This is a genomic window from Ruegeria sp. B1 (assembly GCF_056535885.1).
Window position 1 is genome coordinate 4,221,979 of the sequence record NZ_JBQFJA010000001.1, and the last position, 23,537, is coordinate 4,245,515.

At 57.9% G+C, this 23,537-nt stretch carries 24 protein-coding genes, 1 tRNA gene and 2 pseudogenes; 19 read left to right on the forward strand and 8 right to left on the reverse strand.

Annotation, left to right across the window (positions count from 1 at the left end; genetic code table 11):
* Window positions 1–10 precede the first annotated feature (10 nt).
* The 17 genes and pseudogenes from ACR3ES_RS20950 (at window position 11) to ACR3ES_RS21030 (ending at window position 11,618) form a co-directional block, all read left to right on the forward strand.
* The gene (locus ACR3ES_RS20950; protein ID WP_480493550.1) at window positions 11–259 is read left to right on the forward strand and encodes a hypothetical protein; all 249 of its coding nucleotides are present in this window, start codon (window positions 11–13) and stop codon (window positions 257–259) included.
* Between the two features lie 254 nt (window positions 260–513).
* Window positions 514–1,710 carry a phage tail sheath subtilisin-like domain-containing protein gene (locus ACR3ES_RS20955; protein ID WP_480424423.1) on the forward strand — a complete coding sequence of 399 codons (1,197 nt, stop codon included), beginning with the start codon at window positions 514–516 and terminating at the stop codon, window positions 1,708–1,710.
* Between the two features lie 33 nt (window positions 1,711–1,743).
* Entirely contained in the window at window positions 1,744–2,247 is a 504-nt protein-coding gene (locus ACR3ES_RS20960; protein WP_480424425.1) for a phage major tail tube protein, read from the forward strand.
* Between the two features lie 6 nt (window positions 2,248–2,253).
* Window positions 2,254–2,328 (forward strand) — tRNA-Met (locus ACR3ES_RS20965).
* Between the two features lie 59 nt (window positions 2,329–2,387).
* The gene (locus tag ACR3ES_RS20970; RefSeq protein ID WP_480634749.1) at window positions 2,388–2,954 is read left to right on the forward strand and encodes a phage tail assembly protein; all 567 of its coding nucleotides are present in this window, start codon (window positions 2,388–2,390) and stop codon (window positions 2,952–2,954) included.
* The gene (locus ACR3ES_RS20975) at window positions 2,941–5,592 is read left to right on the forward strand and encodes a phage tail tape measure protein (RefSeq protein ID WP_480424428.1); all 2,652 of its coding nucleotides are present in this window, start codon (window positions 2,941–2,943) and stop codon (window positions 5,590–5,592) included. The genes ACR3ES_RS20970 and ACR3ES_RS20975 overlap by 14 nt, the downstream gene beginning before the upstream one ends.
* A 6-nt stretch (window positions 5,593–5,598) precedes the next feature.
* Window positions 5,599–6,012, forward strand: coding sequence for a phage tail protein (locus ACR3ES_RS20980; protein WP_480424430.1), 414 nt, complete (start codon window positions 5,599–5,601; stop codon window positions 6,010–6,012).
* A complete protein-coding gene (locus ACR3ES_RS20985; protein WP_480424431.1) occupies window positions 6,012–6,221 on the forward strand; it encodes a hypothetical protein in 210 nt (69 codons plus the stop codon). Before ACR3ES_RS20980 ends, ACR3ES_RS20985 begins: the two co-directional genes overlap by 1 nt.
* The gene (locus tag ACR3ES_RS20990; protein WP_480424432.1) at window positions 6,214–6,402 is read left to right on the forward strand and encodes a hypothetical protein; all 189 of its coding nucleotides are present in this window, start codon (window positions 6,214–6,216) and stop codon (window positions 6,400–6,402) included. Before ACR3ES_RS20985 ends, ACR3ES_RS20990 begins: the two co-directional genes overlap by 8 nt.
* A gap of 134 nt (window positions 6,403–6,536) precedes the next feature.
* Window positions 6,537–6,743, forward strand: a complete 207-nt coding sequence (locus ACR3ES_RS20995) for a Com family DNA-binding transcriptional regulator (RefSeq protein ID WP_480424433.1) — start codon at window positions 6,537–6,539, stop codon at window positions 6,741–6,743.
* A pseudogene (locus ACR3ES_RS21000) lies at window positions 6,697–7,191 on the forward strand (DNA cytosine methyltransferase); the annotation flags it as partial. The gene ACR3ES_RS20995 and the pseudogene ACR3ES_RS21000, both read left to right, overlap by 47 nt.
* An 85-nt stretch (window positions 7,192–7,276) precedes the next feature.
* Window positions 7,277–7,627, forward strand: a complete 351-nt coding sequence (locus ACR3ES_RS21005) for a hypothetical protein (protein WP_480425581.1) — start codon at window positions 7,277–7,279, stop codon at window positions 7,625–7,627.
* A 46-nt stretch (window positions 7,628–7,673) separates the two neighbouring features.
* Window positions 7,674–8,129 carry a hypothetical protein gene (locus ACR3ES_RS21010; protein WP_480424435.1) on the forward strand — a complete coding sequence of 152 codons (456 nt, stop codon included), beginning with the start codon at window positions 7,674–7,676 and terminating at the stop codon, window positions 8,127–8,129.
* A 7-nt stretch (window positions 8,130–8,136) separates the two neighbouring features.
* Window positions 8,137–8,346 (forward strand): tail protein X, encoded by a 210-nt coding sequence (locus tag ACR3ES_RS21015; protein ID WP_480424436.1) that lies wholly within the window; start codon window positions 8,137–8,139, stop codon window positions 8,344–8,346.
* Window positions 8,339–9,439: a phage late control D family protein gene (locus ACR3ES_RS21020; protein WP_480424438.1), complete on the forward strand. Its 1,101-nt coding sequence runs from the start codon at window positions 8,339–8,341 to the stop codon at window positions 9,437–9,439. The genes ACR3ES_RS21015 and ACR3ES_RS21020 overlap by 8 nt, the downstream gene beginning before the upstream one ends.
* A gap of 293 nt (window positions 9,440–9,732) precedes the next feature.
* Window positions 9,733–10,557, forward strand: coding sequence for a TonB-dependent siderophore receptor (locus tag ACR3ES_RS21025; protein WP_480424440.1), 825 nt, complete (start codon window positions 9,733–9,735; stop codon window positions 10,555–10,557).
* Window positions 10,502–11,618 (forward strand): annotated as a pseudogene (locus tag ACR3ES_RS21030) (IS3 family transposase). The gene ACR3ES_RS21025 and the pseudogene ACR3ES_RS21030 overlap by 56 nt, the downstream one beginning before the upstream one ends.
* Here ACR3ES_RS21030 and ACR3ES_RS21035 read toward each other — a convergent pair.
* Entirely contained in the window at window positions 11,561–12,286 is a 726-nt protein-coding gene (locus ACR3ES_RS21035) for a hypothetical protein (protein ID WP_480424441.1), read from the reverse strand. The pseudogene ACR3ES_RS21030 and the gene ACR3ES_RS21035 sit on opposite strands and share 58 nt — an antisense overlap.
* A 553-nt stretch (window positions 12,287–12,839) precedes the next feature.
* Entirely contained in the window at window positions 12,840–15,122 is a 2,283-nt protein-coding gene (locus ACR3ES_RS21040) for an adenosylcobalamin-dependent ribonucleoside-diphosphate reductase (protein WP_170436034.1), read from the reverse strand.
* 129 nt (window positions 15,123–15,251) lie between these two features.
* Here ACR3ES_RS21040 and ACR3ES_RS21045 point away from each other — a divergent pair, with 129 nt between their 5' ends.
* Window positions 15,252–15,683, forward strand: coding sequence for a DUF1489 domain-containing protein (locus ACR3ES_RS21045; RefSeq protein ID WP_170436032.1), 432 nt, complete (start codon window positions 15,252–15,254; stop codon window positions 15,681–15,683).
* 2 nt (window positions 15,684–15,685) lie between these two features.
* Here the strand turns inward: ACR3ES_RS21045 and hisG are convergent, their stop codons facing one another.
* Genes hisG through hisS form a run of 3 tightly spaced genes read right to left on the reverse strand, consistent with a single transcriptional unit; the run spans window position 15,686 to window position 18,950 of the window.
* Entirely contained in the window at window positions 15,686–16,375 is a 690-nt protein-coding gene (hisG, locus tag ACR3ES_RS21050; protein ID WP_170436030.1) for an ATP phosphoribosyltransferase, read from the reverse strand.
* Window positions 16,372–17,460: an ATP phosphoribosyltransferase regulatory subunit gene (locus ACR3ES_RS21055; protein WP_170436028.1), complete on the reverse strand. Its 1,089-nt coding sequence runs from the start codon at window positions 17,458–17,460 to the stop codon at window positions 16,372–16,374. The genes hisG and ACR3ES_RS21055 overlap by 4 nt, the downstream gene beginning before the upstream one ends.
* Window positions 17,461–17,462: 2 nt before the next feature.
* A complete protein-coding gene (gene hisS, locus ACR3ES_RS21060) occupies window positions 17,463–18,950 on the reverse strand; it encodes a histidine--tRNA ligase (protein ID WP_170436026.1) in 1,488 nt (495 codons plus the stop codon).
* 149 nt (window positions 18,951–19,099) lie between these two features.
* Here hisS and ACR3ES_RS21065 point away from each other — a divergent pair, with 149 nt between their 5' ends.
* Window positions 19,100–19,294: a SlyX family protein gene (locus ACR3ES_RS21065; protein WP_170436024.1), complete on the forward strand. Its 195-nt coding sequence runs from the start codon at window positions 19,100–19,102 to the stop codon at window positions 19,292–19,294.
* Window positions 19,295–19,296: 2 nt separating this feature from the next.
* Here ACR3ES_RS21065 and ACR3ES_RS21070 read toward each other — a convergent pair whose 3' ends face one another.
* From ACR3ES_RS21070 to dnaE, 3 genes are all read right to left on the reverse strand, one after another.
* Window positions 19,297–19,659 (reverse strand): YmgD family protein, encoded by a 363-nt coding sequence (locus tag ACR3ES_RS21070; RefSeq protein ID WP_170436022.1) that lies wholly within the window; start codon window positions 19,657–19,659, stop codon window positions 19,297–19,299.
* Between the two features lie 11 nt (window positions 19,660–19,670).
* Window positions 19,671–19,889, reverse strand: a complete 219-nt coding sequence (locus ACR3ES_RS21075; protein ID WP_170436020.1) for a glycine zipper 2TM domain-containing protein — start codon at window positions 19,887–19,889, stop codon at window positions 19,671–19,673.
* Between the two features lie 92 nt (window positions 19,890–19,981).
* The gene (gene dnaE, locus ACR3ES_RS21080) at window positions 19,982–23,482 is read right to left on the reverse strand and encodes a DNA polymerase III subunit alpha (protein ID WP_170436018.1); all 3,501 of its coding nucleotides are present in this window, start codon (window positions 23,480–23,482) and stop codon (window positions 19,982–19,984) included.
* Between the last annotated feature and the right edge of the window lie 55 nt (window positions 23,483–23,537).

Genomic DNA, 23,537 nt, shown 5'->3' on the forward strand with positions numbered 1-23,537 from the left:
TAAAGGAGGAGTGGCGCATGAAGTTGGACTTCGAAAAGCTGACCAGATTTTCACTTCAAACGCCGGGCCAGACACAGAGTTTTCCGGCATTGAGTTGATCCCGTCTCATATCATGCCGGAAGCATGGTTCGGGATACGCTATGATAAAGTCATCACTTGCATCGTTCCGAAGAGCGGCTTTTTCGTTCCAGCGTTTGATCTGCAAGAGCATATGAACCGCCCGCTACCACTACACAAAAACGAGGACCTGGGAAGTTAGTGCGGATCGCAGCCTTGGCCGTAACCCCGGCCAACGGAAACGGCGTTTCTTTCCCACACATGGTGAAATCCTGCTATAAGCAAACCACTATCGAATCATAGGGCTTGGCAATTAAGTCACCCGAGTGTATCCGGTCAGCATCCCGATAGTTTAAGAAGGTCATTTGGTAGCACGCGCTACCATAATACCACCCGTCCGCGCATGCGAGGAACGCTCCAGATGAACGAGACGATCTCGACAGATGGAGTAAGCTCATGCCAGTCGCTTTTCACAAGGGCATCGGGACGGTTGAAAACCTGAAAGGCGGACGGCCCGTTGAAGTGGCGCAGGCCTCGACCGTGGCAATCGCTTTCACCGCACCCGACGCGGACAATGCCAAGTTTCCGATGAACGAACCGCTCGCCTTGGTGGGCGGCGCTGAGATTCTCGAAGGCATGGGCACCACTGGCACCGGCCAGGATGCCTTCGCGCAGATCTTCGCTGAAGGCACGGGCGTGAATGCAATCGGCGTTCGCGTCGAGGAAGGGGCCAATCTGAACGCGACGATCGCCAATATAGTCGGTGCGGCCGGGCCCCAATCCGGGGTGCATGCTTTCAAGGCCGCGCAATCCGAACTGGGCCTGACGCCGCGCCTGATGCTGGCACCGGGCTTCACTTCGCAGCGCATCGATGGCGCCCGTAATCCAGTCGTGGCCGAGATGCTGGGCATTGCCGATAGGCGTCGCGGTATCATCCTGAAAGACGGGCCAAATACCACGAAGGAAGATGCGCTTAAATCCCGCGAGGACTGGGGCTCGCACCGCATCTATATGATCGACCCGGCCGTGAAGCGGTTTGTGAATGGCCAGACGGTTGTCAGACCCGCCAGCGCCTCGGTCGCGGGTGTCATCCTGCGTGTGGACAAATCGCTTGGGCCGCACCATTCGCCCTCGAACCATGAGTTCTTTGGCATTACCGGCATTGCGCGCCCGATCGACTATGCGGACGGCGATCCCGACACCGAAGCCGATTACCTGACCCGCAACCAGATCGCGACCATCATCCGCGACGGCGGTTTCCGGCTCTGGGGCAACGAGACCACCTGGACCGAGCCGCTTAACAAGTTTCTTCCGGTGGTGCGTGTGCATGACATCATCATGGACAGTGTGGCGCAGGCCCATCGTTGGGCGCGAGACAAGCCGTTCTCGACCCAGCTCATCCTCGACATCGCAGAAACCGTAAACGGGTTCCTGCGCACCATGCGCGCGGCGGGCTGGACCATCGGCTATGAAGTCTGGATCGACCCTGCGCTGAACACCAGAGAGACCTGGCTGAATGGCGATCTCTATGTCTCCTACGACAGCGAAGCCCCGGCACCGCTTCAACGGCTGATCTTCCAGTTCAACCGCAACACCAACTACTACGCCGAGCTGGCGCGCGAGGCGATCAGCGAGGTCGGGCGGCTGGCCTGAGGCCGCTGATCCTGTCCTGACAAGGAGAGAAAAATGACCCAGGTCCTACGCAAGTTCAACGCCTTCGTGGAAGGGTACTCCACCCATCTCGAAGTCGAGGAACTGACCCCGCCCAACGTCCGCGACCAGGTGGAAGCTATTACGGGTGGCGGTCTGCTTGCCGAATACGATGTGGCCCTTGGCCTGCAAAAGCTGGAAGCGTCGATAAAGCTAAATTCCCGCCAGCGCGAGCTGATGAAGCATGTCGGTCTGGCGCCAGGCGTTCACAAGATGATCACCTTCCGGGGCGTCAGCGTCTCTGAGGTGGATGGGTCGCAGCAAGACGAGGTGATGAGCATCACCGGCCGTCTGAACCTCGACCAGGGCAACTGGCAGGCCCAGTCCAAAACGACGACCGACTACAGGATCGGCTCGATCCTCTTCTACAAGCACGTGATCGATGGATCTGTGGTCCATCACATCGACCTGAAGAACTTCATCGGGATCGTTGATGGCACCGATGTCTGGGCCGACATGCGCGGCGGTTTGGGCTTTTGATTTGAGCGCGGGGTAGAGCAGCGGTAGCTCGTCTGGTTCATAACCAGAAGGTCGCAGGTTCAAATCCTGCCCCCGCAACCAAGTTTCAAGCGCCTGTTTTGGACCCCTCGAATAGAGCGCTTTAACGTGAAGGGAAAACGATGACCAAGAATGCGAAACCCTCTGAAAAGGCTCCCGTGATCGAATTCGCCGAAGGCGGCAAAGCCCGGTTCCGCGACGTGCCTCTGGCCTATCCGCTCAAGGTGGATGGTGAGGTCCTGGACAAGATCACCGTGCGCCGCCTGACGGCGCGTGAGGTGAAGGGGCTTCAGGAGGCCATGGATGACAACGGTTTCCTCTTCGAACGAATGATCCAGCCCTTCACAGATCAACCGCAATGCGTCCTCGATGAGCTGGATCAGGATGATTTCGCCGAGCTTGCGGAGACCGTCATCGATTTTTTGCCGGAGAAGATGCGGGCCGAGTTGGAAAACGCGCGCGCAGATGGAAGCGATGCTGAAGCAGCGGATGGAAGACGCCACCGACGCGAAAGCCGAGCCATCGCCCCCCGAATTGCCCCGTGGCGCAGCCTCATCGCCGACATCGCCTATGCCTTCAAGTGGGACGAAGACAAGCTCCTAGACAAGAACTGGGACGATTTACTCGCTTACCACGCGGAGGTTCAACGCATCCACAAACAGATGGGACTGAAAGATGGGCGGGAATGATCTGAGCTTTTCCATGCTGATCCGTCTGATGGATGGATGGTCAGGCCCGGCCGATAAGGTCCGCCAGTCGATGCGCAACATGACCCAGGGCGCCCGCGAAATGCAGCGGGAGATGGGCCGCAGGATCAGAACAGGCTTCTCGGCCGATGAGGTCGAGGCTGCACTTTCCCGAAGTGAACGCCGGATCAGCGAAGCCCGAGGGCGTCTCATGGGTGCTGCCGCCATGGCCGTCACGCTGGGTGCGCCGGTCATTCAGGCGGGCAACTTCGAAGAAAGGCTGATCGACTTTGCCAACCTCGCCGAGATCGATCGCGAGCGCGTCGTCCAACTCCAACAAGAGCTGAACGCATTGCGCGCCCTGACTGGGCAATCGAACGTTCAGCTTCTTGATGGTCTGGCCACCTATGTCGGCAGAGGCATGGACCTGGACGCGGCCCTTGCGGCCCTGCCCGCGACCGGCCGTGCCGCCAAGGCCACCAGATCCCAATTCGATCAGATGGCCAGTTCCGGGTATGCGGTGATGGACAACCTTGGCGTTGCCCCAGACATGCTGCGTCAGGCCTTCGACATCATGGCCCAGTCAGGCAAGGAAGGTTCGTTCGAACTGGCGGCAATGGCTCGGAAATTCCCCGAGATCACTGCTGGGGCCAAATCGCTCAAGATGGAAGGGGTGGACGCCGTGGCTTCCCTCTCTGCCGCGCTTCAGGTCGCTATGAAATCCGCCGGGTCCGAGGATCAGGCGGCCACCAACATGACCAACTTCCTCGGCAAAATAACCGCGCCCGATACGGTCAGGAAGTTCCGCGAGTTCGGCGTCGATGTCGAACAGGAAATGCGCATCGCCCTTGAGCGCGGGGCCGATCCTCTCGAACACATGCTCCTGGTCATCAGGGAAATGACCGATGGCGATCCCTTCAAGATGGGCGAACTCTTCGCCGACAAACAGGTTCTCGATTTCCTACGGGCGATGATCCCGAACATGGAAGAGTATCAGCGCATCAAGGCTGCGGCCCTTGGCGCAGATGGTATCATCGATGACGATTTCGAGCGCGTGATGCAGGGCTTTAACGAAGAATGGCGTCAACTGAAGAATTCAGTGTCCGCGGTTCTGCTTCCATCCGGTGCACTCCTGCCGATCATCACCGACATCATGCGCGAGATCCGTTTCGGCGTCGAAGCCGTCTCCGCCTGGACTGCCGCAAACCCTGAGCTGACCGCCACCATTGTCAAAGGCGCTGCGGCACTTCTGGCATTCGGGATCGCAACGCGGGTGGTGGGCTTTGGCTTTGCCGTCATACAAGGCGGCGTCCTGCGCACCGCCGCGCTCTTCCTGAAGTTCGACAAAGCAGGGAGGAATGTCTCGCTGTTAGGGCGCGCAGCGCGTGGTGCGGGCTGGTCGATTGCCCGTTTGTATCGTGGTGGACGTGGCTTGGCACGTCTAATGAGGACCCCGCTGCGTTGGTCGATTGCGCCTCTTCGCTGGACGGCCAGTCTGATACCGGCGATCCCATGGCGTCGGTTGGCCACGATGTTGCAGTGGGGAAAACTGGTGAAGCCGCTGCAATGGACGGCGCGGCTGATCCCCGCGATCGGTTGGGGTGCCATGGCTGGTAGGCTTGGCACCTTTGGGATGAATGCTGCCGGATGGGGGCGGCTTATTACACCTCTCAAATGGTTTGCCAAGACTGGGCTACGTTTCATTGGCCCGATTGGTTGGGCGTTCTTTGCTTGGGAACTCGGCAAGTTTCTTTGGAGTTATGTCATCGAGCCGCTGGGTTGGGATGAATGGATCAACGCAGAAGGGTTACTCAAGGCTTGGAATGCGCTGCCCACCCTGTTTTGGAGCGACAAGATCAAGCAGGAAAGGCCCGCGATTTCCGGGACACGCGGCTTCACATCGCTTCCTGAAGAAACACAGGTCGCAGCAACCCGGATTGATGAACAGCTCCGCGAAGGCACCAACAGCGGTAATCTTGCGACGGATGAGTACACGGCTGATCTGTCAGCCCATATCGCCGAACTTGGCGGACAGATTTCCGCACTCGAACAGCAACTCTCCATCGTCAAGGACGGCCCAACCGCAGAAACCCTGCGCCGCCCAATTCGGGAGGAGCTGGCCATCCTTCAAGAGGAAATGGATTGGGCGCAATCAGAAGCCGCCGCCGCGGCCGCTCGCAAAGAAGCTCTGCGTGATGCTCTCACCGAGACAACCGGCGCACCACCTGCTGACGGCGTCACCGAGGCCAGCATTCTCGCTGCGTTGGACAGAGTTCGTGTCGACGCGGCCAATGAGGCTGATCGAGCCGCTGGCGAAGCGATCCAGCAAGCCCTGACGCCACTGACCCAAGCCATCCGCGAAGGCAAAGAGCGCAACCTGGCGCCAGAGGTATCACTGCGCCCTGAAGCGCGGCCTGAGCCTCAATCATATGAAGCGGCCCAGCCGAACGTGACCGTTGAAAGCACCTTTGAAAGTCATCCGAATATCGATGTGAGTGTGCAGGTCAGTATGCCGATCAGCATCACAAGAGTGCAGGAGGTCGATAACCGCGCCATTGCGGCGCGTGCCGGTCGCGAAGCCGGAGCCGCCACCGAACGCGCCGTGCGGCGTAGCCTCGATGACGCGGCAAATGTGGAGTGATCTGACATGCTCTTTGCCCTTGGACCTTTCCGAATTGCCCTGGATACCCAAGCTCTCGAACGACTTGAGGATCGCGAGACCGCGCGGATTGCGCGCAGGGATCGCGCCCTGACCATGCCGACAAAGCAGTTTCTTGGCCCTGGCGATCGCACGATCACGCTCGATGCCACAATCTACAAGGAGGTGCTTTCACCCGGTGGTCCCGCCCAGATCGAGATGATGCGTCTCTGGATGCGCACGGGGCGGCGCTTACCGCTGATTGCCCGATCAGGCCACTTCTATGGCTTCTATCTGATCGAGGAACTCGCCGCAGAGAAGACCCATGTGCTGCCCAACGGCACATTCCAGAAGATCACAACGCAAATCACGCTGACCCGCGCGCCCAGTGGCTTCAGCATCTTCGGCATTCAGGTGTTCTGATGTCTGCGCCGCTTCCCTTGTTCGCTGTCCAACTCATCAAAGAGATCGAGCAGTTGGCCTTGGAACGGGTGGAGCTGGCCGATCGCATCAAGGACCTGCCACCCACATCCCATCGCAGCATCGCGCTTCAGGACCGCCAAAAACGACTGACATGCCGGGCTCTGAAAGCCGAATGCGCCCTGTCTGAAAAGGAGACACCCCATGGCTAACCCAATTATGAGGCATTTCGAATGCGCACATCTGCCCGAGCATCTTCAGGATGTCAGCGCCCCGATCGCTGATCTGGCCGAGTACCTGGACGACACTTTGCCCGATGGACCTGAGAAGTCGGCCGGGCTGCGCAAGTTGCTAGAAGCAAAGGACTGCATGGTCCGGGCGGCGTGTTCTTAAAGGAAGGCCAAGGGGCGCTGTAACGCCTCTCAACACGGGGCCGAAATTCTCAAAGACGACCCCGCCGACCAGCCGAAGCCTCATGGTCGCTTCCACCCTGTACAGGGACGGCCAGATTGAGGTGAGTCGCCTAAATGAGGCAGGAGGAAATCCGATGCACGCAATGTGCAAAACTATTATTCAAGATGGAGCCGAACGGGCTGAAGGGCGCATTGTCCATCAAATGCCCGCGTTGTCGGTCCATCAATATCATGAGGCCAGCGCCGAGCCCCAAACCAGAGCACCCCGAGTGCGATGGAAAGGAGGCCCCATGTGGCTGTTCATCCCACCGCAAAACATGACGAGTTTCTCGGCATCAGCCTTTGCGCAGGCGTCGGCGGACTTGACCTCGGACTGCACATCGCAGAACCCGGATATCGAACTGTTTGCTTTGTCGAGCGAAACAGTTTCGCCGCGGCCGCTCTCGTGGCGCGGATGGCAGATGCGTCCTTGGCACCGGCACCTGTCTGGGACGATCTCAAATCCTTCGACGGCCGACCATGGCGCGGCCGCGTTCATATCCTCACTGCCGGTTATCCGTGCCAACCGTTCACACTCTCGGGTCTCAGAAAAGGCGAGAACGACCCCCGCCACTTATGGCCGGAGGTCGCGCGCATCACGGGAGAGATCGCGCCCGAATGGGTCTTCTTTGAAAACGTCCCCGGCCATCTCACCCTTGACGTCCAGGACGTCACCCGAGACCTTCAGGCAATGGGCTACCGGGTTGCAGCGCGCGTCGTATCAGCGGCGGAAGTCGGCGCGTCGCATACCCGCGAAAGGCTCTTCATTTTGGCCCACGCCGACCTTCAAGGGCTCAGGCAATCGGGCCTGCATCGTGGGATCGCCAGCAGGCATCCAGTTCAAAACGGACGAGAACCAGACAGGCAGTCAGATCGGAATCAAGAACGCGGCCAGCGCCTGGACGCTGATGTGGGAGCTGATGACAGCCGCAGGCTGGACGCCCCAACCATTCCGCTTTTCCCACCGCTTCCGGGTGATCTTGATCAATGGGGAAAAACACTCGACCGATCCGCTGAGCTTAAACCCTGCCTTCACGGATTGGCTGATGGGGTGGCCTTCGGGATGGACCGATCCGCTGCGGCCGGTAACGGGGTGGTCCCTCTGGCTGCGGCGCATGCGTATTGCGCTCTCCGAACTGAACTTGGACAATAGTGCCATGGAATGACCATTGGAGATTTGAAATGCGTTACTTGAGCCTCGGATGTGCTGTCTTGTTGATTGCCGGAAACCCAATCAAAGCGGACACGACATGTGACATTTCGGCAATCGAGCTGGAAATCCAAAATCCACGCATAATCGCGAACTCGGTCGCATTTGATTTGTCGATCGACAATGGAATGGAATTCGATCTCGGTGGGGTTCTCATAGAATACACTGTGTGGGCGGATGACCGTCCGAGGCCATTACATAAGTGGTATTCCGAGCTGGCCTACGACCTCGGTGGCGGCTTGCTGGCGGGTGAAAGAACAGAGTTTCGGGACTTCGTGGCGCTGTTCCAACGCGAACTCGGATTGGCTGAGAACGCCGAAAATCTGACTGTTGAAGGCGAAGTTTTGAACGCTGCCGACGCTGACCTTTTCGCTCTTACAGACGCCGATGATGTTTACGGCATGTGGAACGCCGATAACTCAAAATACCTCTGTGATGGGGGCAAATCAGCAAACTGAGGACGCAATGCCAGAAACATACCGCACCATAGAAGGAGACACGATCGACGCCATCGCCCACCGTCACTATGGGCGACACAACGGCACGACCGAGGCCATTCTGGAAGCCAATCGTGGGCTTGCCAAACAACCCATGATCTTGCCCGAAGGCCTTGTCCTGACGCTTCCTGATCTCGACGAAAACGAACCGATCCGAACGGTGAAGCTCTATGATTGAAGCCTTTCTCAGCCCCGGCGCACTGACCCCGATTTTCGAACTCTATGTTGATGGTGCGATTTTCCCACCTAGTCGGGTTCTGCGTATTGAGGTCACGGACACGGCCGGGTTTGAAAGCGACGAACTGACGCTCACGCTCGATGACGCGCCGCCCCAGATTGCTCGGCCGCGTGAGGGCGCAAAGTACGAGCTAAGGCTGGGTTATCTGGAATGGGGACGGCCGTTCTATGTGGGCACCTACGTGTTCGAAGAAATCGAGCGCAACGGCTATGAGCGCACGCTCACACTTATTGCAAAAGCGGCCGATCATGCGGAGACACTGAAGGAACCAAAGACCCGCGCCTGGGAGAACATGACGTTCGGCGATATCGCAGGCACCATCGCCCGCGAGCACAACCTGCAGCTGGCTATCGCCGATGCCTTGGCCAAGCATCACATTCCCTATGCCGCTCAGACCGAGGAAAGCGATCAGCATTTCATGACCCGCATCGGCCGTAAGATCGGGGCCATCATCGCCCCGAAGGATGGGCGTCTTCTGGTCAACGAACGCCGCTCGGGAAAGACCGTCTCCGGCAAACCCATGCCGACAATCTTTGTCACCCCAAACCGCCTGATCGCCGACAACGCCTATTACGTGCGGATCAAACCCCGCTCGCGCTATTCCAAGGTGATCGCCAAGTGGCAAGATCGCGGGGCCGGCCGCACGCGACAGGTTTCGCTTGAAGCGGCTGAAAAAGGCCCTTCGATGACGCTTCGAGAGGTCTTTCAAAGCGAGGCTGAAGCCCGCAAAGCGGCCAAGGCCAAGGTGAAAGAACTGCGCGCCGGAGAAGGTGAGCTGAACTGCGATATCGTCGGTTCGCCCAAGGCACACGCCGAAGCTCCGATCAAGGTACTGGGCGTGGCACCCGACGCCGATGGCGACTGGATCGCCTCAAGCGTCACCCATGTCTGGGACTACTCTGACGATGGCGGAGCGACCACCACCATTTCTGCGGAGTTTGGCATGGAAGAAAGTGATGATAAGAAGGGTTCAAAGAAGAACACCCCGAGCTCTCAACAATCTGGTGAATATGTCTCGATCCTTGATCGATAATCACGCCGCTACAAGTAGAAATTCTCCTGACAGATCATGTGATCCATTTTGCCAATCCGCGCGATCCGCTACACCCGATGACCAAGCCCCGCTGGCACCGCCCCACCCCGGGGCGTGGGCCCGCTTTGGGATTTCCCCGTTCCCGTCGGCGGCAAACTTGGCCCGATCGCAACAGAACTTGGCCCAAACGCATCACCGTTCGTTAACAAATTGCCTATAAGGGCGCAGCTACCCTTCAGGCCGCCGTCAGCCTTCGTCTCACGAAGGACCTACTCAACTATACGGGTCGAACCATGTCATTTGACGCGAATTGCGGGGTCAAAGCCTCTGCCGGGCTCCTTGCTCTGTTCTTGAATTCAACCCTGATCGCAGGCTCTGCCCTTGCCCAGGAAGAGACCACCGATCTCGGTAACATCACTATCAAGGGGGACGAAGACAGCCCGATCTCGGGCGGGTCGATCTATACGGCCCCAACATCGGGCGCGGGTCTGAAAACCGGGCTGCCGATCAACGAAACCCCGCGCTCGATCTCGGTGATCACTGAACGCGAACTGATCGACCGCGACCCGGCACAGATCGAAGACGCAGTGGCCTACACGCCCGGCGTGCAAGCCTCGCAATGGGGCGTGGACGACCGGTTCGATCAGTTCAGCATCCGCGGTTTCAATGTCGGCTCGACCAGTGGGATTTTCCGGGACGGGCTGGTGCAGCGCACGCAGAACTTCTCGGGGTTCAAGATCGACCCCTACATGGTCCAGCGGATCGACCTGTTCCGGGGTCCCACAGGTGTCACATTCGGCAGTGGCAGTGGTGGCGGCCGGATCAATGTGATCACCAAGCGCCCCTTGTTCGAAGAACACTTTGAAGGTCGTTTAAGCTATGGCTCATATAACACCGGCGAAGTCGCGCTGGATTTCGGCGGGGTGCTGAACGCGCAAAACACACTCTCCTATCGCTTGATCGCGCTGACGCGCAATGGCGAGAACGAGCCGAACGGATCGGTGGATTGTCTTGGCCCCCTAAAACTGTGCCACAGTTGGCTTAGTTTTGGAGACGGGATTGATGGCGCGGAAACGGTATTCGGACGAAGATATTCTGCGGCTTTTGCGCGAGATTGAGCTGGGCCTGGCATCTGGTTCGGATGTCGCGACGGCGTGCAGAACGGCTGGTGTCAGTGATGCGACCTATTACACATGGCGCAAGCGGTTTGGTGGGATGGGACGATCTGAGATGGCCAATCTGAAGGCGCTGCAGAAAGAGAATGATCGGCTCAAGAAAATCGTGGCTGAGCTTGAACTGGACAAACTCATTCTCAAGGAGAGCCTTGATTATCTAAAGCCAAAGGCCTGACGGCAGACCAGCTTCGTCAGGCCGTGGTCCACACCCGACAAAAGCTGGCAACCTCTGAACGGCGCACCTGTCGCGTGATTGGATTGGCGCGGAGCACGCTGCAATACCGCGCAGCGCCAAAGGATGATGAGGCGTTACGTCTGGCGATGATCCGATTGGCCAAACGGTATGGGCGCTACGGCTACCGCAAGGTCGCCGAGCTGCTGCGTGTCGAAGGCTGGGCAGTCAATCATAAAAGATCGAACGACTATGGCGCGAAGAAGGCTTGCAGCTCCCACAACGGCACAAGAAACGCAAACGGCTGTACCACAAGGACAGCTCGATCATCCGGCTCCGACCGCAACATCCCAATCACATCTGGAGCATTGACTTTGTCCACGACAAGCTGAGCAACGGACAGAGCTACAAGATGCTGACGGTGCTGGATGAGTATACCCGTGAGGCGCTCTGCGTAGCGGTCAAGCCGAAGATGAACAGCGCAGACGTGCTGGATGCGCTCTACCCACTCTTATTGCGGCACGGGAAGCCCGAACACATCCGTTCCGACAACGGCGCGGAGTTCATCGCAACGGCCCTGCAGACCTGGTTAAGAAAGGTGGGCATTAAGCCGATCCAAATCTACCCGGGATCACCTTGGGAGAATGGATACAACGAGCGCTTCAATGGCACTCTGCGCCGGGAAGTCCTCAACGCAGAATGGTTCCACACCACCAAACAGGCTCAGATCGTCATCAATACCTGGCTTAGACAGTACAATCGTGTCAGACCCCATCAGGCTCTAAACATGCGACCGCCCGTTCCAGAAACCTTGCTCAAAACTGGCCCATAGAATTGGGGCTGGACACCGGGCCAACTGCTTTTTTCAACTCTCCACCCATTGCGTGATGCCCAAGCCGATCTAGCATCCGCATCTGGCACGTTGCCATATGGTTCATCGACAAGCACGAATTGACCATTTTCTTGATCGATCCAACTGGTCGGATGATCGGTGTTTGGGAGGTCGTCTCTATCTAGAAGCTTTGGATATTTCCGTTGATCACGGTTTGGTATAAGGCCCGTGTGCTCCATAAAACGTAGCGAGCGTTCGGCAGTGCAAAGCCTGTCGCGTGCGTAGTCTTGGCTGTGATCAACGCTGTCGCAAACAAAGTGGTCATCAGCCACCATTCTGAGGTCGCCGAAACCACGTGCATATTTAAGTGTGTTCTTCGCGCACAACTCGGAAATCGGAATTGACAACTGCACCCGCAAAGTCTCCCGCCCTAAACTTGGGCGACTGTCTTTGTCGTACCAGTACCTTGTTAGTAAGATATAAAGTTTGTTGTTCGGGTTTCCGCCAATTGGCAAGGTACGCTGTGCGTGCCGGAAACTTTCACAGTGGGCAGCTTTGGATGCCAGTTCTAACGCGTCAGAGTGCTTTATGCCCTTGCTCTTTTTGAGCTGAGAAGCGAGGCGTTTAACGCCGGTGATAGTGGTGGGACTAAGATCCTCAATCAACATAGCAGTCTCCTGGCTCGAAATGAGACGTTGCTCGCCAAACGCCCTTCAAGCCGGAGTGTCAGCTGATAGGGTTCTGCAAAAAAGAATTTTGAAGCAGTGCTGCCAGCAGCTTTGGAACGGCGAGCGCCTTGCTCCTGCCAAGAGCAGATCGAAAATGGCCTCTACTTCAATGCATTTCAATACCTAGACTTACGGCTGGCTTGCGATATTTGCTGTTCTGTTGAAGAATGCCGTTCTGTACGCTTGGCTAGGAATGTAGGCGTTTGGCTCAGAATTGAATGACGTGAGTGGCTGATTTTCTGAGCCTTTGGTGTCGATTAAAACAAAGTTTCGTGACCTTCTATACATCCACACTCTTAATGATCAAAGTCCGCATTGGAACTTCCCGAGTGTCTCCGCTGCAGAGCGGCGAATTCACACTTTCCGCCCTAAATAATGGAACACGCAAAAGGCTGCTAGGAAAGTTGCAGGTTTGACGCCGAGAAATGGCAACTCGGCGTCAATAAATGTCACCTTATGTGTCGTTCCACACCACATTTACATTATCAAATTGCTAACTACATTTGGAGTAGCCACAACTTCGGCAGGTCATGCACCCTTCGATCATGACCATGTCATACTGACCGCAAGCCGGGCACGCCTTTCCGCGTGGCGCGTCCAGGTTGACCACTTGTGCCTGAGGGTCGCTTTTAAGCCCCATCCCTTCGCCTTCCAGAAAGCCGATGGCGACCATGTGCTGCTCAATCACACCGCCAATGGCCGCAAGGATCGACGGAATATACTTGCCCTTAACCCAGGCCCCACCGCGCGGGTCGAAGACTGCCTTTAGCTCCTCGACCACAAAAGACACATCGCCACCCCGCCGAAACACGGCCGAGATCATGCGGGTCAATGCAAGGGTCCAGGCATAGTGCTCCATGTTCTTGGAGTTTATGAACACTTCAAACGGGCGACGGCGGCCGCCGATAACGATGTCATTGATGGTCAGATAGATCGCATGTTCACTGTCGGGCCATTTCAACTTGTAGGTCGACCCCTCCAGCGATTGTGGACGATCCAGCGGCTCGGACATATAGATCACATCGCCCCCATCAACCTCCTGTGGCGCATCCGCGCTTTCGCCCGGGACCTTGTCCGAGCTCTCCGACACCGTAAGAACCGATCCGGTCACATCATTCGGTCGATAGGTCGTGCATCCTTTGCAGCCCTGATCCCAGGCCTGCATGTAGACATCCTTGAAGGCGTCAAAGCTGATGTCTTCAGGGCAGTTGATCGTTTTGGAGATCGAACTGTCGATCCATTTCTGCGCCGAAGCCTGCATCCTGACATGGTCGGAGGGAGACAGCGTTTGTGCGTTGACGAAATACTCGGGCAGTTCGGTATCGCCAAACTTGTCGCGCCACATCTGCACCGCGTAGTCGACGACCTCTTCTTCGGTGCGTGAGCCGTCTTTCTGCAGGACTTTGCGCGTATAAGCATAGGCAAAGACCGGTTCAATGCCGGACGAGACATTCCCAGCATAAAGCGAAATGGTCCCGGTCGGTGCAATCGACGTCAGCAAAGCGTTGCGGATCCCGTGTTCACGGATGGCATCGCGCACATCCTCGTCCATCTGCAGCATTGTACCGCTGGCCAGATATTTCTCGGCATCGAACAAGGGGAAGGCCCCCTTCTCCTTCGCCAAGTCGACCGACGCCAGATATGCGGCGCGGGCGATCGCGTGCAGCCAGCGCTCGGTCTGACGCGCCGCCTCGTCGGACCCGTAGCGTAGGCCTAACATCAAAAGGGCGTCGGCAAGCCCAGTCACGCCAAGCCCGATGCGGCGCTTGTCCTGCGCCTCGGCCTCTTGCTCGGCCAACGGAAACTTCGACGCGTCGACCACGTTGTCCATCATACGTACGGCCGTCGCAACCAACTCTTGCAACGCCTCTTCGTCCAGATGTGCCGCGTCCTCAAAGGGGTCCAGCACCAGCCGCGCGAGGTTAATCGAACCCAGCAAACACGCGCCGTAAGGAGGAAGGGGCTGTTCGCCGCAGGGATTCGTGGCCGCAATGGTCTCAACGTAACTCAGGTTGTTGGCCTGATTGATCCGGTCAATGAAGATCACGCCGGGTTCAGCATAGTCATAGGTGGCCTGCATGATCTTGTTCCAAAGATCGCGCGCCTGAACGGTGTGATAGACCTTGTCGCCAAAAACCAGCTCCCATGGGCCGTCCGCCTTGACCGCCTCCATGAACGCATCGGTCACCAGAACCGACATGTTAAACATGCGCAGGCGTGCAGGGTCGGATTTGGCGGCAATGAACTGTTCGATATCCGGGTGGTCGCAGCGCATGGTCGCCATCATCGCCCCGCGACGCGACCCCGCTGACATGATCGTGCGGCACATCGCGTCCCACACATCCATGAACGACAGCGGGCCGGACGCATCCGCTGCCACGCCGTGGACATCTGCACCGCGCGGGCGGATGGTCGAGAAATCATACCCGATCCCTCCGCCCTGCTGCATGGTCAGCGCGGCCTCTTTCAGCATGTCGAAGATACCACCCATACTGTCCGGGACCGTGCCCATGACAAAGCAGTTGAACAGGGTCACCTGACGTGCAGTTCCAGCCCCCGCTGTGATGCGACCGGCGGGCAGATATTTGAAATCCTCCAACGCCTGATAGAATTTCTCTTCCCAATGGCTCGGGTTTGTCTCGACCCGGGCAAGATCACGGGCAATCCGCCGCCAACTATCCTCGACCGTTTGGTCGATCGGCGTGCCATCCGCTTTTTTAAAGCGGTACTTCATGTCCCAAATCTGCTCAGCAATGGGGGCGGCAAAGCGGCTCATGTCTGATTCCCTGGCTAGGAAGAGGTACCCAGAGTAGCTCAAGTACACCCCAAACCACAACACCTTGATGACAGCGCCCTACAGGCTACAATATCAAGACGGGTCTCGGGACGACTCTGTGGGAAAGCTGTGGATAAGTTTACTAACCTCATAAAACTATCGGTTGGATCGGACAGCGTTGAAACGCTGATCGCGTGGCAGGACAGCCGCAAACTGCTTTATGAGGACGGATGCCCGCGCCATGTCACCCGCATGTGGCCCAAGCGCGAGGCCGAGGTTCTGAATGGCGGTTCAATCTATTGGGTTATCAAAGGCGTCGTTCAATGCCGCCAGCGCATCCTGCGACTGGATGAGGTCATCGGTGATGACGGTATCCGCCGCTGCGCCATTGTGCTGGAGCCTGAGGTCCATCGCACCCAAAGCGCCCTGAAACGCCCGTTCCAGGGATGGCGCTACCTGAAACCCGAGGACTCTCCGCCCGATCTGCCCAAAGGCCGGTCGCAGGATGATGCCCTGCCCGATGACCTGAACCGCGCGCTGGCCGAAATCGGCGTGCTATAGGGTCAAGTCAGGCGGTCCAAAACTTCGCTGAGCACCTTTTTGTCTGCATTGTCATAGTCGGCAACTCGGCTGCGCCACAGCGTCGCTTGCGATTTAAGGATCAGCCCATCCGACAGAATTTTCAGGTGATTGGCCCGCAGTGTCTCACCCGTCGAGGTGATATCAGCAATCGCTTCGGCGGTCTCATTCACAACCGTTCCCTCGGTTGCGCCCTGACTATCCACCAGCGTGAAATCGGCCACTCCGGCATCGGACAGAAACTCTCGCACCAGACGGTGGTATTTCGTCGCGATCCGCAAACGGTGACCGTGAGTTCTGCGAAAGGCTGCAGCAGCGGCGTCGAGATCATCCAGCGTATCCACATCCACCCAGCAGGCCGGTGTCGCGATGATCAGATCGGCCTGTCCAAACCCAAGGGTCGCGACTTCCTCGACCTGCTGTTCCCAGCGTGGCAGCTTCTCGTGCACAAGATCGGTTCCCGTCACGCCAAGATGGATGCGCCCAGAGGCCAATTCACGGGGCATTTCACCTGCTGACAACAGGACCAGAGAAACACCGTCTATGCCTTCGACCTTCCCCGCATATTCCCGCTCGGACCCGCTGCGAGACAGGGTGAGGCCGCGTTTCTGGAACCACGAGAAGGTCTTTTCCATCAACCGGCCCTTGGAGGGCACGCCAAGTTTCAAACTCATTGCGCGGCCTCCTCAATCTCTAGCATCAGATCGGGGCGCAAAACACCGCCCACCGCTGGGATCTCTGCGCCGTTGCCCAACTGCCGGGTCAGCGCATCATAGCGCCCACCAGTGGCAACCGGCGGCAGATCGGGGCGCCCCTCGGCATAGAATCCAAATACGAACCCGTCGTAATACTCCATGGATGTGCGACCATAGGCGGCTTCGAAATCCAGATTTTGGACATCGACGCCGCGCGCCTGCAAGGCCGCGATACGCGCCTCCAGCCGGTCGAGTGCGGCGGTGATCTGAGGCAGGTCCACCGCGACATCCCGCAACTGTTCGAGTGCAAAAGGCATGGCTTCCCGCACCGCCAAAAGCGACTCCAATCCAACGAGCTCTGTGTCGGAGATTGGAGGCGATTGGCGATCGTCGCGCAGCGCCTTGATCCGCGCCGCGATTTCAGAGGCGCGCCGTTTGCCGATCATCGGCGCGTCGAAGCTCATCGGGTCTGAAGAAACCAGCAGCGCCACCCTTGCCTCGGGTTCCGGAGTCCGCCCGGAAAACCGATCCAACAGAGCCCGAAAGCGCCGCGGACGCCAGAGGTGCCTCATCAACGCGGCCTTGCGTCGGTCGGTTGTGCGCAAACCTTCAACAGCTGCTGTCAGGATGCCGATATCGCCCGTCGCCGCCCGCAGCGGCAAACCCCGCAGTTGCAAGGCAAACAGCGAGAACACCTCGGCATCCGCACCGGCGGGGTCTTTACGGTCAAAGACCTCATACCCGACCTGGACGTATTCGTTGGCTCGGTCCGGGTCGTGCTCCTGCCGCCGAAACACCTCGCCCGAATAGGTATAACGCGCCGGTTCCGCCCCATCCTTCATGTGCATTTGCACGACAGGCAGCGTGAAATCCGGGCGCAGCATCTGCTCACCACGCAGCGCATCTGAGGTGACATAGGCGCGGGCGCGGATATCCTCGCCATATAGATCCAGCAGTGTTTCCGCTGGTTGCAAAAGCGGTGGGTCCACAACCCGCGCGCCAGCGGCCTCGAACTGAACGCACATCTTCGCAGCCCGCGCCTGTATCTGGGATCGGTTGGGCATGCCTAATCCTGACTGCCCAAGATTTCGCGGACCTTTGCGACCAGATCCCCGCGCGGCACTTCGAACTGGCTGGGACGTTCTTTCCATTCTTCTAGCGTGGCGCTTTCGGCAATCTTTGCGCCCAGGATCAGGTCCTTGATCTGCACGATCCCATTGGCTTTTTCGTCGCCCCCCTCGATCACTGCAATCGGTGAATTCCGCTTGTCGGCATATTTGAGTTGGTTGCCGAAGTTCTTGGGATTGCCCAGATAAACCTCGGCCCGGATGCCTGCGTTGCGCAACTCTGCAACCATCGCCTGATAATCAGCCATACGGTCCCGGTCCATTACGGTCACGACCACGGGGCCCTTCGTATCGACCCCGATCCGTCCTTTTTCACGCAGCGCGGCCAACAGACGGTCGACGCCGATGGAAATACCGGTGGCGGGGACTTCCTGCCCCGTGAACCGCTTGACCAGATCGTCATAGCGCCCGCCGCCCGCGACAGACCCGAACTGCCGCTTGCGACCCTTCTCGTCAAAAATTTCAAAGGTCAGCTCTGCCTCGTAAACCGGCCCTGTGTAGTAGCCCAAGCCCCGCACGACCGAAGGGTCGATCTCGATCCGATCCGCACCGTACCCGCCAGCGTCCAGCAGGGCGCCGATCTGCTCAAGCTCGGCAATCCCGTCTGCACCGATCTTGCTGTCGCCAACAGCCGCCCGAAGGTTGGCCAGGGTTCCGCTTGTATCCATAGCCTTTGACGTGAGGAACGCAATTACCGGTTCGGCTTGATCTTCGCTGAGACCGACGCCGTCGATAAAAGCACCGGACGCATCCAGGCGCCCTTTGGTCAGCAACTCTCGCACGCCTTGCTCGCCCACCTTGTCGAACTTGTCGATTGTACGCAGGACGTTGTCGCGCGCGGCGGCATCGTCACCCAGCCCCATTGCTTCAAGCACACCATTCAGGACCTTGCGATTGTTGACGCGCACCAAATAGTCACCGCGCGGAATACCGACGGTTTCCAACGTGTCTGACAGCATCGCACAGATCTCGGCGTCCGCCGCCATAGAGGCCGTGCCTACGGTGTCCGCATCACATTGATAGAACTGACGATAGCGACCCGGGCCGGGCTTTTCATTGCGCCAGACCGGACCCATCGCATAGCGGCGGTAAGGTGTCGGCAGATCATTGCGGTGCTGCGCATAGACACGCGCCAAAGGGGCGGTCAGGTCATAGCGCAAGGCCATCCAGTCACCATTGCCGCCTTCTTCAAATTCCTGCCATGCAAAAACGCCCTCATTCGGGCGGTCGACATCGGGCAGGAACTTGCCCAGCGCCTCAACCGTTTCAACCGCACTGCTTTCCAGCGCGTCAAAGCCGTACCGATGATAGACACCTGCGATGGCCCGCAGCATCTCCGTGCGCTGCGAGACTTCCTGGCCGAAATAGTCGCGGAACCCTTTTGGCGTTATGGCCTTGGGGCGAGGCTGTTTCTTGGGCTTGGCCATGTGCGGCGTCCTTGGGATTCAATCGCTTGCGCGCGCGGTCTATCCCATGGTCCGGATCGGGGCAAGCCAAGCCTCTGTGGCCAGGCGCGGTTTCTCTGGTGCAGACGCCACCTGACCGTTATCAGCGACACAAAAGACAGGAGCCTAATATGCAGCATCTGGAAGAACAGATCGCCCATCTGACCCGCACCGTCGAAGAGCTGAATAGCATCGTCACCAAACAGCAGGACGAGATCGACCGGCTGACTCGCCGCGTCGAGATATTGATGCGACGCGAAGGTGAACGGGCGCAAGAAGGATCAGGCGGCGTCGTGCTGGGGGACGAGCGACCACCGCACTATTAGGATTAAAGACCCAGCGTTGATTTCACGGCATTGTCAACGACACCGGCCAGCAATGCGTTTTTGTCGTCAGCACACCCATTGCGCAACGCGGCCACAAAGACCTTGTGCAGATTGGCTTTGTCCTCGTCCGAGGTCGCGTGGTCATTGATGTCGATCTCTCGATTATAAATTGACACGATGGTCAGCTTTTCCACGACAGCATAGATAAACGCCTCATCCCCGTCGGCCTCTTCAACAACAGTGGCACAGGTATGGTACATCACGGGCAGCGCATCCTGAACCATTTGCTCGGCCGCCTCATCAGCGAAGGTCGCGCCCGGAAGAGCCACGCAAGAGCTTGCCAATACAGTTTTCAAAAGGGTCATATGCATCGCATTCACTTCCAGTTATGTCCGATAAACGCACCGGCCACGCCACCGATGGCTGCGCCCTTGCCGTCTCCAATCAGCGCTCCAACGCCTGCGCCGATCAGCGCGCCTTCTATCGTATTTTTCTTCTTTTTGTTTTCGGCAAGCCCGGCTGATGCTGTCACCAGCGCCAGCGAAGCGGCCGCTGCAAAAGTAAGTGTTCTGAACCCGATACCCGCAATTGTCATAGGGGTGCTCTCCTGTAATCTGATCCCAAAATACACGTTCTGAAGTCAGCCTAGCGAGGCCCGGACTTTCTGGCAACAAAAGGCTTTGCCGATCAGATTTCCTCGACCGACACGACACCGTCCAGCGATTTGAGCGCTCCTTTGATTTGGGGGTTGATCGGAAACTCTGTCACCAAATCCATCTCGACATCACCCGGCAGATCAGGATCCAATAGAAGCATTTGGATCGGCCCTTTCGCCGCACAATTGGACGCGTTGCCAGCTTCTTCAAGCACGCGCGCCACCCTCGACACAGCCGAAACTCCGTCCACAAACACTCGGAACCCCTTTGATCCGGCTTCGGCAACCGTGTCCGCGTCGGTGACAGTACGAACCAGAAGTTTGAGTTGATCCGCCTCGAAGGTCGCATCTGCAGTAATTATGACGTTGTTTCCGGTCTCTAGGCTATTGCGAAACTTCTCCAGCACTTCCGAGAACAGCGTAACCTCATATGCACCCGTCGGATCAGACAGCTGGACGAAGGCAAAACGATTTCCGCGCGCAGATTTTCGCTCCTGTCGCCCGGCGACCACACCCGCCATCTTAACCTGCCTTGCTCTCTCAACTTGCAGACGTTCCAAGACCTGATCCAAAGTCAAAACATCCTGACGTCTTAGGGATGGCATATAGTCGTCCAACGGGTGACCGGACAGGTAGAAGCCGATGCCCTTGAACTCTTCGCTCAGCCGTTCAGCGGGCAGCCAATCGGGCGAAGGCGACAAGCGCGGTTCCGGCAGGTCATCGCCTGCCTCGCCGAACAGCGACACCTGGTTCGAGTTCTTCTGATCGTGGATCGCAGCCGAATACTGGACCATTGGGTCAAGGCTTTCAAAAACCCGCCTGCGGTTCTTGTCGAGTTGGTCAAACGCTCCTGATCGCGCCAGCATCTCGAGCGGGCGTTTGCCAACCTTCTTCAGGTCAACACGTCTGGCAAAATCGAACAAGTTGACAAAGGGTTTGTCTCCGCGCGCATCAACGACGAGGTTCATCGCCTCAACACCCACGTTCTTGAGCGCGCCCAGCGCATAAACCAGATGTCCATCGGTCACACCGAAGGTGGATTGGGATCGATTGACGCACGGGGGAATGTAAGGCAACTCCAGCCCCTTGCGCACCTCTTCGAAATAGACGGCCAGCTTGTCTGTCAGGTGAATATCGCAGTTCATAACGCCGGCCATGAACTCGACGGGATGGTTCGCCTTCAACCAGCCGGTTTGATAGCTGACCACCGCATAGGCAGCGGCGTGGGATTTGTTGAAGCCGTAGTTGGCGAACTTGTCGAGCAGGTTCCAAACCTCGGTCGCTTTGTCGGTGTCGACGCCGTTCTCTGCCGCACCTTTGAGGAATTTGGGCCGCTCGGCATCCATCGCCTCTTGGATCTTTTTGCCCATCGCGCGGCGCAGCAGGTCAGCGCCCCCAAGCGAATAGCCGGCCATTTCCTGCGCGATCTCCATCACCTGTTCCTGATAGACGATGATGCCTTGTGTCTCGTCCAGAATATGATCGACCGTTGGATGCAGCATATCGCGCTTGCTGAGTCCGTTTTTGACCTCGCAATACTTCGGGATGTTTTCCATCGGGCCGGGACGGTACAGTGCAACGAGGGCCACAATGTCTTCGATACAGGTCGGTTTCATGCGCTTGAGCGCGTCCATCATGCCCGAGGATTCCACCTGGAACACCGCCACCGTCTTGGCTGCCGAGTAGAGTTTGTAGGTAGCCTCGTCATCCAAGGGTATGGCATTTATCTCGTTTTTGGCCCCTTCAGCGGGTTTATAGAGTTCTGTGCCATCGGCGGCGATATGCAGATCCCGCCCGGATTTGAAGATCAAATCCATCGCATTCTGGATCACGGTGAGTGTTTTCAAACCCAGAAAGTCGAACTTTACCAGCCCGGCCTGTTCCACCCATTTCATGTTGAACTGGGTCGCGGGCATGTCTGAGCGTGGATCTTGATAAATAGGCACCAGCGCGTCCAGAGGGCGGTCACCGATGACAACACCCGCCGCATGCGTCGACGCGTTCCTCAATAAACCTTCAACCTGCTGACCGTAGTTCAACAGACGCTCTACGACTTCCTCACTGCGCGCCTCTTCGCGCAAGCGCGGTTCGTCTTTCAGGGCCTTTTCGATGGACACCGGCTTGACCCCTTCGACCGGGATCATCTTGGACAGGCGATCCACCTGTCCGTAGGGCATCTGCAAAACCCGCCCGATATCGCGCACAGCGGCCTTGGACAAAAGCGCACCAAAGGTGATGATTTGACCGACCCTGTCACGGCCATATTTCTCCTGCACGTAGCGAATTACCTCCTCGCGGCGGTCCATGCAAAAATCGATATCGAAGTCGGGCATCGAGACCCGTTCGGGATTCAGGAACCGCTCAAACAGCAGCGAATAGCGCAGCGGATCAAGATCCGTGATCGTGAGCGCGTATGCCACAAGAGAGCCCGCACCCGAACCCCGCCCCGGCCCCACCGGAATGTCATGGTCCTTGGCCCATTGGATAAAGTCCGCAACGATCAGAAAATAGCCGGGGAAGCCCATCCCTTCGATGATGCCCAGCTCGAAGTCCAATCGCTTCTGATACTCCTCAACCGTCACAGCATGAGGAATAACGGCCAGTCGCTTCTGCAAACCTTCGTTGGCAATACGACGTAATTCAGCGACCTCGTCATCCGCGAATTTCGGCAGGATGGGGTCGCGCCTGTAGGCCATGAATGCACAGCGTTTGGCAATCTCAACCGTGTTTTCGACCGCCTCTGGCAAATCGGCGAACAGAGTCACCATCTCTTGCTGTGACTTGAAATAGTGCTGTGCCGTCAGACGACGCCGATCTTCCTGCTGATCGACATACGCGCCTTCGGCGATGCAGATCAGCGCATCATGCGCCTCATACATGTCAGAGGTCGCAAAATACACGTCATTGGTGGCCACCAAAGGCAGGTTTTTGGTATAGGCTATCTCGACATGGCCGCGTTCGGTCAGGCGCTCGGCTTCGGGCTGGCCGCCCTCACCGGGGTGGCGTTGCAATTCGATGTAAAGGCGATCCGGGAACATCCCTGCCAATCGATCAACCAAAGCCTCAGCTGCTGATCGCTGCCCTTGCTGCAACAACCGCCCGACCGGACCGTCCGGCCCACCGGACAAGCAGATCAAACCCTCTGACCGCTCGGCAAGCTCATCCAAGGTGATCTGGGGCAATTGCCCGCCTTTATCCACGTAAAGACACGAGCTGAGTTTCATCAGGTTCTCGTATCCAAGTTCCGACTGGGCCAGCAGCACCAGAGGCGCCGGGGGCTTGGCCTTTTCACCGGGTTGCGCGTGAACATAGGTCAGATCGACCTGGCATCCCATGATCGGCTGAATACCAGCGTCGCCGACGGTCACCGAAAACTCCAGCGCCGAAAACATGCTGTTGGTGTCAGTCACCGCTACGGCGGGCGTGTCCATCTTCTCGCAAAGACCGGGAAGTTTTTTCAGACGTACCGCGCCTTCCAGAAGGGAATATTCGGTATGCACGCGGAGATGGATGAATCGAGGAGTGCTGCTCATACACCGCAAGCTATCTGAGGCGACGGCCATGCAAAAGGCAGAACTGCGGACATCA

Bases quoted from the DNA above. Each gene is read 5' to 3' on its own strand.
- ACR3ES_RS20955 (WP_480424423.1), top strand. From the start codon at position 514: ATGCCAGTCGCTTTTCACAAGGGCATCGGGACGGTTGAAAACCTGAAA.
- ACR3ES_RS20960 (WP_480424425.1), top strand. From the start codon at position 1,744: ATGACCCAGGTCCTACGCAAGTTCAACGCCTTCGTGGAAGGGTACTCC.
- ACR3ES_RS20970 (WP_480634749.1), top strand. From the start codon at position 2,388: ATGACCAAGAATGCGAAACCCTCTGAAAAGGCTCCCGTGATCGAATTC.
- ACR3ES_RS20975 (WP_480424428.1), top strand. From the start codon at position 2,941: ATGGGCGGGAATGATCTGAGCTTTTCCATGCTGATCCGTCTGATGGAT.
- ACR3ES_RS20980 (WP_480424430.1), top strand. From the start codon at position 5,599: ATGCTCTTTGCCCTTGGACCTTTCCGAATTGCCCTGGATACCCAAGCT.
- ACR3ES_RS20985 (WP_480424431.1), top strand. From the start codon at position 6,012: ATGTCTGCGCCGCTTCCCTTGTTCGCTGTCCAACTCATCAAAGAGATC.
- ACR3ES_RS20990 (WP_480424432.1), top strand. From the start codon at position 6,214: ATGGCTAACCCAATTATGAGGCATTTCGAATGCGCACATCTGCCCGAG.
- ACR3ES_RS20995 (WP_480424433.1), top strand. From the start codon at position 6,537: ATGAGGCAGGAGGAAATCCGATGCACGCAATGTGCAAAACTATTATTC.
- ACR3ES_RS21015 (WP_480424436.1), top strand. From the start codon at position 8,137: ATGCCAGAAACATACCGCACCATAGAAGGAGACACGATCGACGCCATC.
- ACR3ES_RS21020 (WP_480424438.1), top strand. From the start codon at position 8,339: ATGATTGAAGCCTTTCTCAGCCCCGGCGCACTGACCCCGATTTTCGAA.
- ACR3ES_RS21025 (WP_480424440.1), top strand. From the start codon at position 9,733: ATGTCATTTGACGCGAATTGCGGGGTCAAAGCCTCTGCCGGGCTCCTT.
- ACR3ES_RS21035 (WP_480424441.1), bottom strand. From the start codon at position 12,286: ATGTTGATTGAGGATCTTAGTCCCACCACTATCACCGGCGTTAAACGC.
- ACR3ES_RS21040 (WP_170436034.1), bottom strand. From the start codon at position 15,122: ATGAGCCGCTTTGCCGCCCCCATTGCTGAGCAGATTTGGGACATGAAG.
- hisG (WP_170436030.1), bottom strand. From the start codon at position 16,375: ATGAGTTTGAAACTTGGCGTGCCCTCCAAGGGCCGGTTGATGGAAAAG.
- ACR3ES_RS21055 (WP_170436028.1), bottom strand. From the start codon at position 17,460: ATGCCCAACCGATCCCAGATACAGGCGCGGGCTGCGAAGATGTGCGTT.
- hisS (WP_170436026.1), bottom strand. From the start codon at position 18,950: ATGGCCAAGCCCAAGAAACAGCCTCGCCCCAAGGCCATAACGCCAAAA.
- ACR3ES_RS21065 (WP_170436024.1), top strand. From the start codon at position 19,100: ATGCAGCATCTGGAAGAACAGATCGCCCATCTGACCCGCACCGTCGAA.
- ACR3ES_RS21070 (WP_170436022.1), bottom strand. From the start codon at position 19,659: ATGACCCTTTTGAAAACTGTATTGGCAAGCTCTTGCGTGGCTCTTCCG.
- ACR3ES_RS21075 (WP_170436020.1), bottom strand. From the start codon at position 19,889: ATGACAATTGCGGGTATCGGGTTCAGAACACTTACTTTTGCAGCGGCC.
- dnaE (WP_170436018.1), bottom strand. From the start codon at position 23,482: ATGAGCAGCACTCCTCGATTCATCCATCTCCGCGTGCATACCGAATAT.